We start from the raw sequence: 14700 nt of genomic DNA on the forward strand, positions 1-14700 counted from the left end.
TTACGCGCATTTTTTGAAATGCGTCCACGTGGAGAGGCAAAATATGAAGTATCGTCTGCCATTGCTTGCATCGGCATGTGCCGTTGCCCTTACGCTCAGCTTCGGCGCTGCGAAGGCCGAAGTTTCACCGCTGGACCTCGTTCAGCCGATCGCTGATTACAAGGTCTATGTGCAGGAAAACCTCGACGTTCTGGTCAAGGACACCAAGGCGTTTACCGATGCGGTCAAGGCAGGCGATCTGGAAAAGGCTAAGGCGCTTTATCCCTCCACCCGTGTCTCCTACGAAAAGATCGAACCGATTGCCGAACTCTTCGCTGATCTCGACGCTTCGATCGACAGTCGTGCGGATGACCATGAAAATGGTGAGAAGTCGGAAGACTTCACCGGATTCCACCGTATCGAATACGGCCTGTTCGCGCAGAATTCGACCGAAGATCTCGCGCCCATTGCAGACAAGCTCTATGCTGATGTGCTGGAACTTCAGAAGCGGGTGAAAGACCTCACCGTGCCGCCAGAGAAGGTGGTTGGCGGTGCTGCTGCCTTGCTCGAAGAAGTGGCGGCAACCAAGATCTCCGGTGAGGAGGATCGTTACAGTCACACCGACCTCTGGGATTTCAAGGCCAATGTCGACGGTGCCCAAAAGATTGTCGAGCTTTTCAAGCCATTGCTGGAAAAGGAAAATCCGGACCTCGTGAAGAAGGTGGAAATCAACTTCAAGACGGTCGATGACATTCTCGCCAAGTACAAGAAGGGCGACGGCTACGAGTCCTACGACAAGCTGTCGGAAGATGATCGGAAGGCGTTGGCTGGTCCGGTAACAACGCTTGCCGAAGATCTCTCCACCCTGCGCGGCACGCTCGGCCTGAATTGAGAATAGAGAATTGAAATGGCGGGGTAACCCGCCATTTCATGCGCTCATGCGCAGCTTGATTTCTGCATTCAGCAGGACGCGCTGGGTTTCCGGCAGTTCCAGCCGGTCATCTGTTGTTTCGCCCAGCGTCCGAAACAAGAGTTCAATCGCCAGACGTCCGATCTCGTTATAGTCCTGAGCCACCGTTGTGAGTGGAGGGCAGGTATATTCCGACAGCGGATTGTTATCGTGACCCGCGACGCGAACGTCACAATCCTTGAGCCTGCCGATTTTAAGGCCGGCCTGCCAGAGGCCGCTAGTTACGCCGAAGGCGATGCGGTCGTTTGAGCACAGAACGGTGCTGGTCGGAAGTCTGCCCTTTTCGCGCAGAATTCTTGCGGTCTGCTCGAATGCATAACGTTCGAAATCCCAGCTGCGGCTTTCCTCCAGATCGATGATGCGCGGCTCATAACCGAGCTTTTCCATTGCCAGACGATAGGCTTCCTGCCGCTTGACAGCATTATTATTGACCATGGGCATGGAAAAATAACACGGCTCGCTGCCCGAGCGGCAAAGGTAATCGACAATTAGGTGGAAGGATTTGAGATTATCGGTCCCAACAAAGGGTGAGGTGCTGTCGAGCGGAGAGTCGACATATACAATCGGAACATCTTCGGCGAGGCGCGCCAACGTTGAATGCTGCGATGCTTCACCGAGCGGCGCAATAATGGCGCCGGCGACATTCAGAGATCGCAAGGTTTCGATCGCCTGCTTCTCAAGTTCGGGCTTGCCATCGGAAGAGAGAACAATTGCCAGATAGCCGCGTTGTTCCGCGAGGGATTGCAACCGTTTTGTCATCGCCATGTAGAAATGGTCGAGCTGGTTGGGGATGATTATACCCAGAATTGTCGTGCGACGCCGATTGAGGTTCACTGCGAAAAGATTGGGACGAAAACCCGATTGTTTGATTGCCGCTTCTATCAGCTCCCGGGTCTTGGGTCGAACGGACGATGGATCGCTGAAGTATTTCGACACCGTCGGACGCGAAAGCCCTACGAATTCCGAAAAATCTTCCATGGTGCGTATCGTCTTGCGCACGTCTCTATGTCCTGTTCGTCAATCGTCGTAGGTTTGGCTGCATGCGGCAAGGCTGCTTTTGGCGAAGCGGCAATGCAAATGGAACGCGCTGATTTCTCAGGACAGAATCTGATCCTGATTGCTGCTTCATCAACGATTTCAGGATGTTCCTCCAGCTCTGTTCGCCTTCATTCTCGCTCAGGCGATATCCGGTCAAACTGTCAAAGGCAGGGCAAAACGTCAAGCCGACAAATGTCTTTGCCGAGAATGATGCCATGGCTATTCCAGTATGCTAAAACAGTAACTCGTGAATTTGGTAGGTGAAATGTCCGCTTTTTCAGCCTTAGCCCCCTCTTCACACCGCGGTCGTTTCTCCTCACAACGCAAAATTGAAAACCGTGCTTGACAAGGCGTGAAAGCTCGCGCCATAAATTTTACATATGTAAGAATTTTGCTATGCATTCGTAAAGGAGGAGACGAAATGCGGACCAAATCTTATGTTGCAGGGCTTATCGCGTCTGCTGCAGGGGTCGCACTTATGGCTGGAACTGCGTGGGCGGAAGAGCTCACCGTGGCCACAGTCAATAATGGTGATATGATCATCATGCAGAAACTGTCGCCGGAGTGGGAGAAAGCGACCGGCAATAAAATCAACTGGGTTGTTCTTGAGGAAAACGTGCTGCGTCAGCGCGTGACGACCGATATTGCTACCAAGAGCGGCCAGTTCGATATCCTGACCATTGGCGGCTACGAAACCCCGATCTGGGGCAAGGCGGGATGGCTCCTATCGGTCGACGATCTTGGCGAGGATTACGGTTATGACGATCTCATCAAGCCGGTTCGCGCCGGTCTGACGGTTGATGGCAAGCTCTACGCGGTTCCGTTCTACGCCGAAAGTTCGTTTACGCTATACCGCAAGGACCTGTTCGATGCGGCTGGGCTCAAGATGCCCGATGCGCCAACCTATGCGGAAATAAAAGACTTCGCGACCAAGCTTACTGACAAGTCGAAAGAACAATATGGTCTCTGCCTGCGCGGAAAGCCGGGCTGGGGCGAAAACATGGCCTATCTCGGTACGCTGATCAACACTTTCGGAGGCCGATGGTTCGATGAAAACTGGAAGCCACAGATCAATTCAGACGAATGGAAGAAGGCAATCAACTTCTATGTCGACCTGATGAAGGAAGCTGGACCTCCCGGAATTACCTCGAACGGTTTCAATGAAAATCAGGCGCTTTTCTCGACTGGCCATTGCGCCATGTGGATTGACGCCACTTCGGCGGCAGGCCGGATTTATGATCCTAAGCAGAGCCAGGTTGCGGACAAGGTTGCCTTCACCAAGGCACCGGTAGAGGCAACGCCGAATGGTTCGTCCTGGGCTTGGTCCTGGAACCTTGCAATTCCGGCATCGAGCAAGAAGGTCGATGCTGCAAAATCGTTCCTGAAATGGGCGACGTCGAAAGAGTACGTTGAGCTCGTAGGCAAGTCCGAAGGTTGGGTTGCCGTTCCTCCGGGCACGCGCCAGTCCACCTATGCCAATGAGGAATACAAGAAGGCAGCTCCGTTTGCGGACACAGTACTGAAAGCTATCGAATCTGCCGATCCGACCAAGCCGACCAAGGACCCGGTTCCCTATACCGGCATCCAGTTCGTAGCCATTCCTGAATTTCAGGCAATCGGGACATTGGTTGGTCAGGCGATTTCGTCGGCTGTCGCCGGTCAGCAGAGCGTGGATGCAGCGCTCGATGGCGCGCAGCGTCAGGTCGAACAGATCATGACGCAAGCGGGTTACATCAAGTAACGGCCAAAAGAGCGGTTCTGACGTTATCCGTTGGAACCGCTCTGACTGTTTGCTTTGCGCATTTCCCGTACGCAAAATCGTTCATGCTTTTGCTGGAGATGCTCTAGCGGCCTGTCGTCTTCGGTAGGAGGAGAAACGACTGGTCTGATTTTCGTAGACGTTCGCCGTGGCGAATCCGAAACGGGAAGGGGAGGATTGGTTCGAATGCCAGCAAACCAAACGTTGGCCGCAGGCACAAAGTCACGCTTTGCCGTCAAGTCGCGTCGCAGTGTCCGCACGGGACCACTGCTCGCTCCGGCAGTCATACTGCTTCTGCTCTGGATGATCGTCCCGCTGTCGATGACACTGTGGTTCTCGTTCCAGTACTACAATCTTATCAACCCGTTCATTACCGGCTTTGCCGGTTTCTCGAACTATTCCTTCCTGCTGTCCGATCCCACGCTTTGGTCGGCGATCGCCAAGACGCTTATTCTCGTTGTTTCTGTTCTGGTGATATCTGTCGTTTGCGGCGTACTCTTCGCCGTCATCTTCGATCAGGAATTCTGGGGAAAAAACATAGCGAGGCTTCTGGTCATCGCACCGTTCTTCGTTATGCCGACCGTGTCGGCGCTCATCTGGAAAAACCTGTTGATGCATCCGGTGAATGGGCTGTTCGCCTTCATCTCGCGCAGTTTCGGATTGCCGGTCATCGACTGGTTTTCACAGTTTCCAATGGCATCCATCGTCTTGATCGTGTCCTGGCAATGGGTGCCGTTTGCGACGCTGATCCTGATGACGGCAATGCAGTCCCTTGATCGGGAACAGATGGAGGCCGCGCGACTTGACGGTGCCAAGGGGCCGGTCATGTTTTTTTACATCGTGTTGCCGCACCTGCTGCGCCCGATTTCGGTCGTCATAATGATCCAGACGATTTTCCTTCTTTCAGTCTTCGCGGAAATTCTCGTCACCACTTCAGGGGGGCCGGGTATCGCCACAACGACGCTTACCTATTTCATCTATCTTAAAGCACTTCTTCAGTGGGATATCGGCGGCGCTTCCGCAGCTGGCGTTATCGCAATCATCCTGGCCAACATCGTTGCAGCGTTCCTGATCCGGACCGTTGCACGAAATCTGGATAGTTAGGGGGCTGACCGATGGCTGCAAAACGCAGGATCAACAAGGCCGCGGTCTCGGCTGGGGTTATCGGCTGGATTGTGGCGCTACTGATGTTCTTCCCGATTCTCTGGATGCTGCTCGCTGCATTCAAGACGGAAATCGACGCGGTGGCGCCCCCAAGACTATTCTTTGAGCCGACACTGGAGAATTTCGTAGCGGTCAATCAGCGAGCCGATTATTTCCGCTATGCCATGAACAGCATCGTTGAAAGTCTTGGTGCGACCATTCTCTCGCTTATTATCGCGGTGCCAGCCGCTTATGCCGCGGCATTCTTCCCCGGCAAGCGCACTAAAGACCTTCTCTTGTGGATGCTTTCCACCAAGATGCTGCCCGCCGTCGGCGTATTGGTGCCAATCTATCTTCTCGCGCGTGATAGCGGACTTCTCGATACGCGCACGGGCCTTATCATCATCTTCACCCTGTCCAATCTGCCGATTGTCGTCTGGATGCTCTATTCCTTTTTCAAGGAAGTGCCGGGAGAAATCCTGGAAGCAAGCCGCATGGACGGGGCGAAAGTCGGCCAGCAGATACGCTATCTGCTTTTACCACTAAGCCTTCCGGGTATAGCGTCGACCGCGCTTCTTTCCATCATTCTATGCTGGAACGAAGCGTTCTGGAGCCTCAACCTTACGGCTTCGCAAGCGGGCCCGCTCACCGCCTTCATCGCCTCCTTCTCATCCCCGGAAGGATTGTTCTGGGCAAAACTCTCGGCAGCGTCCACGCTCGCCATCGCGCCGATACTTGTCTTCGGGTGGATCACGCAGCGCCAGTTGGTGCGCGGCCTCACCTTCGGCGCCGTGAAATAGAGGAAATGAAATGGCTACACTTTCATTTAAAAACGCCACCAAGTCCTTCGGCAATATTGATGTTATCAAAGGGGTCGATCTGGATATTGCCGACCGTGAATTTGTGGTTTTCGTTGGGCCGTCCGGTTCGGGCAAGTCAACGCTTCTGCGCATGATCGCCGGGCTCGAGGAAATTACTGGAGGTGATCTCACCATTGACGGGCAGCGTATCAACGATACGCCGCCGGACGAGCGCGGTCTTGCCATGGTTTTCCAGACCTATGCGCTCTACCCGCATATGAACGTTCGCGACAATATGGGTTTTGCGCTGAAACTCGCCGGTGTCGCCAAGGCTGAACGTGAGAGCAAGGTTGAAGAAGTTGCAAAAACGCTGCAACTCGATCAGTTGCTCGACCGCAAGCCGAAACAGCTTTCGGGGGGGCAGCGCCAGCGCGTTGCCATCGGACGCGCGATGGTGCGCGAACCGAAGATATTCCTGTTCGACGAGCCGCTGTCCAATCTCGATGCAGCGCTGCGCGTGCAGATGCGTATCGAGTTGGCGCGTCTGCACGACCGCCTCAATGCAACAATGATCTATGTCACGCACGATCAGGTGGAAGCCATGACGCTTGCGCACAAGATCGTGGTTCTCCGTGATGGCAAGGTGGAGCAGGTGGGATCGCCGCTGGAGCTTTACCACCATCCGGTCAATCGGTTTGTGGCCGGCTTTATCGGTTCACCGACCATGAACTTCATCGAAGTCAACGCCAGCATAGTCGATGCCGATGGGGTCACAGTCCAACTCGCCAATGGCCGTTCGGTCAAAGCGCCCGTCAAAGGCGTAGGAGTAAACGCGGGTGCGCCCTTGGTTCTCGGCATTCGTCCGGAACATCTTCACCCGACCTCTGATGGTATTCTCGAGGGAGAGATCATGGTTGTAGAACGCCTTGGCGGTGAGACTTATCTCTATGTACAAAATGAAAGCGCAACCGGACTGGTTGTTGCGGAGGCAGGCGGGGGCAGCGAGGCACGTGCACACGAAACGGCCAAGCTGGGTTTTGACCCGACCGATGCGCATTTGTTTACACCTGACGGCAAGGCTCTGGAGCGCTTTGAACGGCATCCATTATTGCTGACGGAAAAGAAAACGCACCTGTAGGAGCAGGCTGCAATATCCCGGAGTATCCCCATGAGACTGAAAGACAAGGTGGCCCTCATCACTGGTGCGGCGCGCGGTATTGGGCTTGGATTTGCCGAAGCCTACGCGCGCGAGGGCGCGAAGGTCGTCATCGCCGACATCAACATTGACCGGGCGGAAGAAGCCGCGCGCAGTATCGGTACATCGGTCAAGGCGGTAAAGCTTGATGTGACTGACCTTCGCCAGATCGACGATGTGGTCGCGAAAATCGACGCGGATTATGGCGGTATCGATATTCTGGTCAACAATGCCGCGATCTTCGACATGGCTCCCGTCAACGAATTGACCGAAGACAGCTACGAGCGTGTGTTGGGTATCAACCTCAAGGGACCGCTTTTCATGATGAAAGCGGTTTCAAATGTGATGATCAAGCGCGGACGCGGCGGCAAGATCATCAATATGGCCAGCCAGGCAGGGCGTCGCGGCGAGGCGCTCGTGACGCTCTATTGCGCATCGAAGGCGGCCATCATTTCCGCTACGCAGTCGGCCGCTCTTGCTCTGGTCAAATACGGTATCAACGTGAATGCGATTGCCCCCGGCGTGGTCGATGGCGAGCACTGGGATGTGGTGGATGCGAACTTTGCGAAATGGGAAGGTTTGAAACCGGGTGAGAAAAAGGCTGCGGTGGCAAAATCTGTGCCGATCGGTCGGTTTGCGACGCCTGAAGATATTACTGGCATGGCGGTGTTCCTCGCGTCATCTGACAGCGACTATATCTTAGCCCAGACTTTCGGTGTTGATGGCGGCAACTGGATGGCATGAGGCGGTGGGGCCGAGACATAAAATGAAAGCGATCTATTTTACCGGCCACGGCGAAGCAGGCCTGACCGACTTACCGGAACCGGCATTGCAGCCTGGGCACGCCTTGATCGACGTCAAGGCGTCAGGTCTCTGTCATACCGACATTGATGTCCTGCATGGCCGCTACGGTTCCAGCGCATTTCCGTTGGTGCCGGGTCACGAATATGCGGGCATTGTGGTCGCCGTGGCAGAAGACGTAACCAATGTGAAGGTGGGCGACCGCGTTGCGGTCGATCCGAATATTCCATGCGGTTATTGCCGTGCCTGCCTCAAGGGGCTGACCAATCTCTGTTCGGATTTGAAAGCTTATGGCGTAACGCACAATGGTGGCTTTGCGAGTATGAGTCTTGTCGAGGCAAGCCATCTCCATTCCATCGGGGATCTGCCTTTCAATGTAGCGGCCCTCGCGGAACCGCTTGCCTGTGTCCTCAACGGACTTGGCGCAGCAGATCTCAAGACTGGTCCATACGGAACCGAAACCGCGCTCGTCTTCGGTGCCGGGCCTATAGGATTGTTGCTTGCGTTGTCGCTGAAGGCACGAGGTGTAAAGCACGTTGCTGTAGCCGATATCAACGAACACCGGCTGGCATTTGCGGAGGGCCTGGGGCTTGAGCCAGTCGTTTCGGGCTCGGAAATGCTGGATAAGCCTAAACGCAGCTTTGATTTTGTCGCGGATGCCACCGGTATTACCCAGGTCGTTGAAAGCATGGTGAGCTACGCGGCTGATGGCGGGACGGTTCTGATGTTTGGCGTTTGTGCACCGGAGGCCCGGATTTCGGTCGCGCCTTTTGAAATCTTCCGCCGTCAGATTCGAATTGCAGGGTCACATTCGCTCAATCGCAACATTCCGCAGGCCCTGGAAATCCTGAAGCAGGACCAAGGCGAAATGGCACGCCTTGTATCGCACCAGCTGCCCCTTAGGGAGATGCTGCCTCACTTCACCAAACATGGCGGTGATCCAGCCACGATGAAAGTCCAGTTCGTACCCGATTGAATTGAAGGAAATCGTCATGACAAAGCTGTCCCGCGTAACGCTTCAGGGCTTTGATAATGTCCATAAACCCGGCTACGACCCAACTTGTTTGAAACCGGGCATCGTGCATTTCGGTGTGGGGAATTTTCACCGTGCCCATCAGGCTGTCTACCTGGATGATCTGTTTGGAATGGGCGAGGGGTACGACTGGGCGTTGGTCGGGGCCGGGGTGCGTGGCAGTGACGACGCCATGCGTGATACGCTCATGGCGCAAGACTGGCTTACCACAGTTGTCGAACAAGAAGCTGATTATGCGGGGGCAAGGATTACCGCTTCCATGGTCGATTATGTAACCCTATCGACAGAGGAGGGGCGAAAGGCTTTGATGGCCTACCTTACATCACCTGATACTCGCATCGTTTCCATGACGATCACCGAAGGTGGTTATTACATCGATCCGGCAAGTCAGACCTTTGATCCTGCCCACCCCGATATTGTGGCGGATGCCGCCCATCCAAATCAACCGAACACCGTCTTCGGTCTGATTGTGCAGGCGCTGAAATTGCGTAAGGCGGCTGGTGTGCAGCCCTTCACCGTGATGTCGTGTGATAACATTCCGGGCAATGGGCATGTGACCGAAGATGCTGTCGTCGGTCTCGCGAAACTGGATGATCCCGCCTTTGCCGATTGGATTTCAGCCCATGTCGCTTTTCCAAATTCCATGGTGGACCGCATTACGCCGGCCACCGGCGCGCGTGAACGCGAGTTCGCAGCGAAGGAGTTCGGGATCGAAGATGGCTGGCCAGTCTTCTGTGAAGGTTTCAAGCAATGGGTGGTGGAAGACAATTTTCCTGCTGGACGTCCCGCGCTGGAGAAGGTTGGCGTCACGTTTACCGATCAGGTCGCCGCTTATGAATTGATGAAGATCCGTATTCTGAACGGCGGCCATGCGGCTATCGCTTATCCGGGCGGTTTGCTCGACATACATTTCGTGCATGAGGCCATGGAGCACCCGTTGATCCGGCGCTATCTGGAAAAGCTCACCACGGAAGAGATCATCCCTGAAGTGCCGCCGGTGCCTGATACCGATCTGGAGGCCTATCGGCTTCTCATTGACAAGCGCTTCGCCAATCCAAGCATCGGCGATACAATTCGCAGGCTATGCCTCGACGGTTCCAACCGCCAGCCGAAATTCATTCTGCCAACAGCTTCTGATCGAGTGGCTGAAGGCAAGTCTGTGACAGGATTGGCGCTCGTTTCCGCATTCTGGTGCCGCTATTGCTATGGCAGAACCGATAGCGGCGCGATCATCGAACCTAACGATCCGTCGTGGGATCGCCTGGCTCGACAGGCGGCACTCGCGAAAAGTAATCCGTCGGCCTGGCTTGCAATGGAAGACATCTTTGGCTCGCTTGCCTCAAATTCAGCCTATGTCACGGCGTTCTCGTCCGCGCTTCTACGCATCTGGCAGGATGGGACTGTTAAAACGCTCGAGCGGTATCTGGCAGGTGACCCGCTATAACCAAATTACAATGCGCCCGGATAGACCCTGACCGGACGATTGTCCTTGACCGACTCCATGACCACAAAAGTGGATGTGCTCGCCACATTGGGCAAGCTCGAAATCTTTTCGCCCAGCACCTCGCGGTAACGCCGGATGTTGGGCGTTCGCACTTTCAGAAGATAGTCGAAAGAGCTGGCAATCATGTGGCATTCTTCGACTTCGCGTATTTTGCGCACCGCCGTGTTGAATGCTTCAAGTGCGGCTTCGCGTGTGTCGGACAATTTAACTGTCGTGAAGGCGATGTGATCGAGACCAAGTTTTTCGGGATCGATTTCCGCGCGGAAGCCGACAATATAGCCTTCATCGACCAGTCTTTTCAGCCTCGCCTGGCAAGGGGTCTTGGATAGGCCGACCTTTTTCGAGAGTTCGGTCACCGGAATGCGCCCATCTTCGCTCAGGACTTCCAGAATGCGTCGATCAAACTGATCCAGATCGTCTAAAGAATCTATCTTTCGCATTCTTTTTGCCTTCATTCGAGCCAATAATAAGATCGATAATCCTTCATATGAAGCAAATGAAGGCAGAATGCAATTTGGACAAATGTTAGTGTGCGCCCACATAAAGCAGAGCTAAACTGGGCAGAGACGCTCGGGGCTGTTTTCATTTGCGAGCATTGCACCATGACCGACACCATACCCGTCCCCACCAATCCGGTTTTCCAGACTTTTGCGCCGCCGATCCGCGAGCAAAACGCGATGAGGCAGGCGATCACCGCCGCTTATCGTCGTCCTGAAGCCGAATGCGTTTCCGCATTGGCTGCGCAGGCTGCTTTGCCGGAAGAAACGGCCAAGCAGATCCGTGCCACGGCCCGCAAGCTGATCGAAGCGTTGCGCGCCAAGCACAAGGGCACAGGCGTCGAAGGTCTGGTGCATGAATATTCGCTGTCGAGCCAGGAAGGCGTGGCGCTGATGTGCCTTGCCGAAGCGCTGCTGCGTATCCCCGACATGGCGACGCGCGACGCGCTGATCCGCGACAAGATTTCCAATGGCGACTGGAAGTCCCATATCGGCGGCGGGCGTTCGCTTTTCGTCAACGCGGCAACCTGGGGCCTTGTGGTCACCGGCAAGCTGACGAATACAGTCAATGATCGCGGCCTGTCAGCCGCTCTGACGCGCCTGATCGCGCGTTGCGGCGAGCCTGTCATTCGCCGTGGCGTTGACATGGCCATGCGCATGATGGGCGAACAGTTCGTCACCGGCGAAACCATCGACGAGGCGTTGAAACGCGCCAAGCCGTTGGAAGAACGCGGTTTCCGCTATTCCTACGACATGCTGGGTGAAGCCGCGACGACTGCTGCTGACGCCGAGCGCTATTACAAGGATTACGAGACCGCGATCCACGCCATTGGTCGTGCATCGGCTGGTCGGGGCATTTATGAGGGCCCCGGCATTTCCATCAAGCTTTCTGCTCTGCATCCGCGTTACGTCCGCTCACAGAGCGACCGCGTGATGGGAGAGCTTCTGCCCAAGGTGAAGGCGCTCGCTGTCATCGCCAAGTCTTATAATATCGGCCTCAATATCGATGCCGAAGAAGCTGACCGTCTGGAACTGTCGCTCGATCTGTTGCAGAGCCTCATCGAAGACCCGGAGTTGGCGGATTGGGAAGGCATCGGCTTTGTGGTGCAGGCCTATGGCAAGCGTTGTCCGTTTGTGCTCGATTTCATCATTGATCTGGCGCGGCAGAACAAACGCCGCGTGATGGTTCGTCTGGTCAAGGGCGCTTACTGGGATGCCGAGATCAAGCGTGCGCAGGTGGATGGACTGGAAGATTTCCCGGTTTATACGCGCAAGGTACATACCGATGTTTCCTACATAGCCTGCGCCCGCAAGCTTCTGGCTGCGACCGATGCCGTTTTCCCGCAATTTGCAACCCACAATGCGCAGACGCTGGCCACCATCTATCATTTGGCTGGGCCGGATTTTAAAACCGGCAAGTTTGAGTTCCAGTGCCTGCATGGCATGGGTGAGCCGCTTTATGATGAAGTTGTCGGCGCTGACAAGCTTGGCCGTCCGGCCCGCATTTATGCGCCTGTCGGCACGCATGAAACGCTGCTGGCTTATCTCGTCCGCCGCCTTCTTGAAAACGGCGCGAATTCCTCCTTCGTCAACCGTATCGGTGACGAAAATGTTTCCGTTGATGAGCTGATCGCCGATCCGGTTGAAGTCGTTCGCTCCATGGCTGTTGTCGGGGCACGCCATGATCAGATTGCCCTGCCGGAAAATCTCTATGGCGCGCGCAAGAATTCCGATGGTTTCGATCTGTCGAACGAGACTACGCTTGCTGAGCTGAGCAAAATTCTGAAAGACAGCGCCACTCGTGCATGGACATCGGAGCCGCAGGTTGCTGGCGCCAAGGTGAAGGGAACCAGCCGTCCGGTGCTCAATCCCGGCGATCACAGCGATGTTGTAGGCCAGGTGACGGAGATTGCCGAGGCAGACGTAGCCAAGGCCATGAAGGCAGCAAAGAAGGCAACGGCGAGCTGGTCGGTGGTCGCGCCTGCTGAGCGTGCAGCCTGTCTGGAACGTGCCGCTGACATCATGCAGCGTGATATGCCGGTTCTACTGGGCCTCATCATGCGCGAAGCTGGCAAATCCATGCCAAACGCGATTGCCGAAGTACGCGAAGCCATCGACTTCCTGCGCTATTATGCGGAACAGACCCGGCGTACGCTGGGCGTTGGCCATAAGGCGCTGGGGCCTATCGTCTGCATCAGCCCGTGGAACTTTCCGCTGGCGATCTTCACCGGCCAGATTGCGGCAGCGCTTGTCGCCGGCAATCCGGTGCTGGCAAAGCCTGCCGAAGAAACCCCGCTTATTGCAGCACAGGGCGTTCGTATCCTGCATGAGGCTGGCATTCCCGCTGATGCGCTGCAGCTTCTGCCGGGCGATGGCCGCATTGGGGCCGCGTTGGTTGCTGCCGAAGAAACATGCGGCGTGATGTTCACAGGCTCGACCGAAGTGGCGCGTCTCATTCAGGCGCAGCTTGCCTCCCGTCTGTTGCCAAATGGAAAGCCTATTCCGCTCATTGCTGAAACCGGCGGTCAGAATGCAATGATCGTGGATTCTTCTGCGCTCGCCGAGCAGGTCGTTTTCGACGTGATTGCATCGGCATTTGATAGCGCCGGTCAGCGTTGTTCAGCGCTGCGTGTTCTCTGCCTCCAGGAAGACGTCGCTGACCGCATCCTGACCATGCTCAAGGGCGCACTGAAGGAACTTTCGATCGGTCGTACCGACCGGCTGAACGTCGATATTGGCCCGGTCATCACCGATGAAGCCAAGACCATAATCGAAAAGCACGTTCAGGCTATGCGCGATCTCGGCCGCAAGGTCGAACAGCTGCCGCTTGGGGCTGAAACCGAGAAGGGCACTTTTGTTGCGCCGACCATCATCGAGATCAATTCGCTTCGCGATCTGAAACGGGAAGTCTTCGGCCCGGTATTGCATGTCGTGCGCTACAAGCGCGATGATATGGAGCGTCTGATCGACGACATTAACGCGACGGGTTACGGGCTTACTTTCGGCCTGCATACACGCCTTGACGAAACCATCGCCAACGTTGCGGATCGTATCCGTGTCGGCAATATCTATATCAATCGCAATGTTATCGGCGCCATTGTCGGCGTGCAGCCTTTCGGCGGGCGCGGCCTGTCCGGCACCGGACCCAAGGCTGGTGGCCCACTCTACCTTGGACGTTTGGTGGAAGCAGCGCCGATCCCGCCGCGCCACAGCTCGGTTCACACCGATCCGGCGCTTAAGGACTTTGCCAAGTGGCTTGGCAATCGTGGCATGAATGATCTGGCACAAGCTGCCCGCGATACCGGCAGCGCCTCGGCGCTCGGCCTTGATCTGGAATTGCCGGGCCCGGTCGGTGAGCGCAATCTTTATGCGTTGCATGCGCGTGGAAATATCCTGCTGGTTCCGCAGACGGAAACAGGCCTTTATCGCCAGATGACTGCTGCCCTTGCCACGGGTAATACCGTCTATATTGACGAGACTTCGGGCTTGCGGAATGTTCTGAAAGATATTCCGGCTTCCGTGGCAGCGCGTACGATCTGGACCAATAACTGGGAATCCGATGCGCCATTTGCCGGTGCTCTGATTGAAGGCGACGCTGAACGCATCGTGGAGATCAATAAGAAGATCGCGACGCTCCCCGGGCCGTTGGTTCTGACGCAGGCGGCTTCCTCGGAAGAACTGGCAAACAACCCGGACGCCTATTGCCTCAATTGGCTTCTGGAAGAAGTTTCGACCTCGATCAACACCACGGCTGCGGGTGGCAATGCCAGCCTGATGGCAATCGGCTGACCCAAAAAAGGCGGCTGCGGCCGCCTTTTTCTTTTTCGGTCGGTCTTGCATGGTTGTGCACCGATAACCTGGAGCGGTTCCTGTTCTGACAGAATCGCCGGAACCGCTCTAAGTGTTTGTTTTAGCGCATTATCCATCCCAAAACCGTTTCACACTTTTGCTGGAAATGCTCTAAAACAGAATTATTGGATT

General features: G+C 55.5%; 11 protein-coding genes. 9 read left to right on the plus strand and 2 right to left on the minus strand.

The window, feature by feature from the left end; genetic code table 11:
• Positions 1-43: 43 nt before the first annotated feature.
• Positions 44-871: an iron uptake system protein EfeO gene (gene efeO / locus ACS5UA_RS07970; RefSeq protein WP_006471993.1), complete on the plus strand. Its 828-nt coding sequence runs from the start codon at positions 44-46 to the stop codon at positions 869-871.
• Between the two features lie 36 nt (positions 872-907).
• On the opposite strand, the gene ACS5UA_RS07975 is transcribed toward efeO, so the two are convergent.
• A complete protein-coding gene (locus ACS5UA_RS07975) occupies positions 908-1927 on the minus strand; it encodes a LacI family DNA-binding transcriptional regulator (RefSeq protein WP_006471994.1) in 1020 nt (339 codons plus the stop codon).
• 481 nt (positions 1928-2408) lie between these two features.
• Between ACS5UA_RS07975 and ACS5UA_RS07980 the strand changes: the two genes are divergently transcribed.
• From ACS5UA_RS07980 to ACS5UA_RS08010, 7 genes are all read left to right on the plus strand, one after another.
• Complete coding sequence (locus ACS5UA_RS07980) at positions 2409-3728, plus strand: ABC transporter substrate-binding protein (protein WP_063621096.1); 1320 nt, start codon at positions 2409-2411, stop codon at positions 3726-3728.
• 204 nt (positions 3729-3932) lie between these two features.
• Positions 3933-4850 (plus strand): carbohydrate ABC transporter permease, encoded by a 918-nt coding sequence (locus tag ACS5UA_RS07985; RefSeq protein WP_021587282.1) that lies wholly within the window; start codon positions 3933-3935, stop codon positions 4848-4850.
• 11 nt (positions 4851-4861) lie between these two features.
• A complete protein-coding gene (locus ACS5UA_RS07990) occupies positions 4862-5689 on the plus strand; it encodes a carbohydrate ABC transporter permease (protein ID WP_006469113.1) in 828 nt (275 codons plus the stop codon).
• Between the two features lie 10 nt (positions 5690-5699).
• Positions 5700-6827 (plus strand): ABC transporter ATP-binding protein, encoded by a 1128-nt coding sequence (locus ACS5UA_RS07995; protein WP_006469112.1) that lies wholly within the window; start codon positions 5700-5702, stop codon positions 6825-6827.
• Positions 6828-6857: 30 nt separating this feature from the next.
• Complete coding sequence (locus tag ACS5UA_RS08000) at positions 6858-7628, plus strand: L-iditol 2-dehydrogenase (protein WP_006469111.1); 771 nt, start codon at positions 6858-6860, stop codon at positions 7626-7628.
• Between the two features lie 22 nt (positions 7629-7650).
• The gene (locus ACS5UA_RS08005; RefSeq protein ID WP_006471538.1) at positions 7651-8661 is read left to right on the plus strand and encodes a zinc-dependent alcohol dehydrogenase family protein; all 1011 of its coding nucleotides are present in this window, start codon (positions 7651-7653) and stop codon (positions 8659-8661) included.
• Positions 8662-8677: 16 nt separating this feature from the next.
• Complete coding sequence (locus ACS5UA_RS08010) at positions 8678-10162, plus strand: mannitol dehydrogenase family protein (RefSeq protein ID WP_006471540.1); 1485 nt, start codon at positions 8678-8680, stop codon at positions 10160-10162.
• A 5-nt stretch (positions 10163-10167) separates the two neighbouring features.
• On the opposite strand, the gene ACS5UA_RS08015 is transcribed toward ACS5UA_RS08010, so the two are convergent.
• Positions 10168-10662 (minus strand): Lrp/AsnC family transcriptional regulator, encoded by a 495-nt coding sequence (locus ACS5UA_RS08015; RefSeq protein ID WP_006471541.1) that lies wholly within the window; start codon positions 10660-10662, stop codon positions 10168-10170.
• A 162-nt stretch (positions 10663-10824) separates the two neighbouring features.
• Between ACS5UA_RS08015 and putA the strand changes: the two genes are divergently transcribed.
• Positions 10825-14508 carry a trifunctional transcriptional regulator/proline dehydrogenase/L-glutamate gamma-semialdehyde dehydrogenase gene (gene putA / locus ACS5UA_RS08020; protein ID WP_006471542.1) on the plus strand — a complete coding sequence of 1228 codons (3684 nt, stop codon included), beginning with the start codon at positions 10825-10827 and terminating at the stop codon, positions 14506-14508.
• Positions 14509-14700 lie beyond the last annotated feature (192 nt).

This window comes from Brucella sp. RRSP16, assembly GCF_052246815.1.
GTDB classification, from domain to species: Bacteria; Pseudomonadota; Alphaproteobacteria; order Rhizobiales; family Rhizobiaceae; genus Brucella; species Brucella intermedia.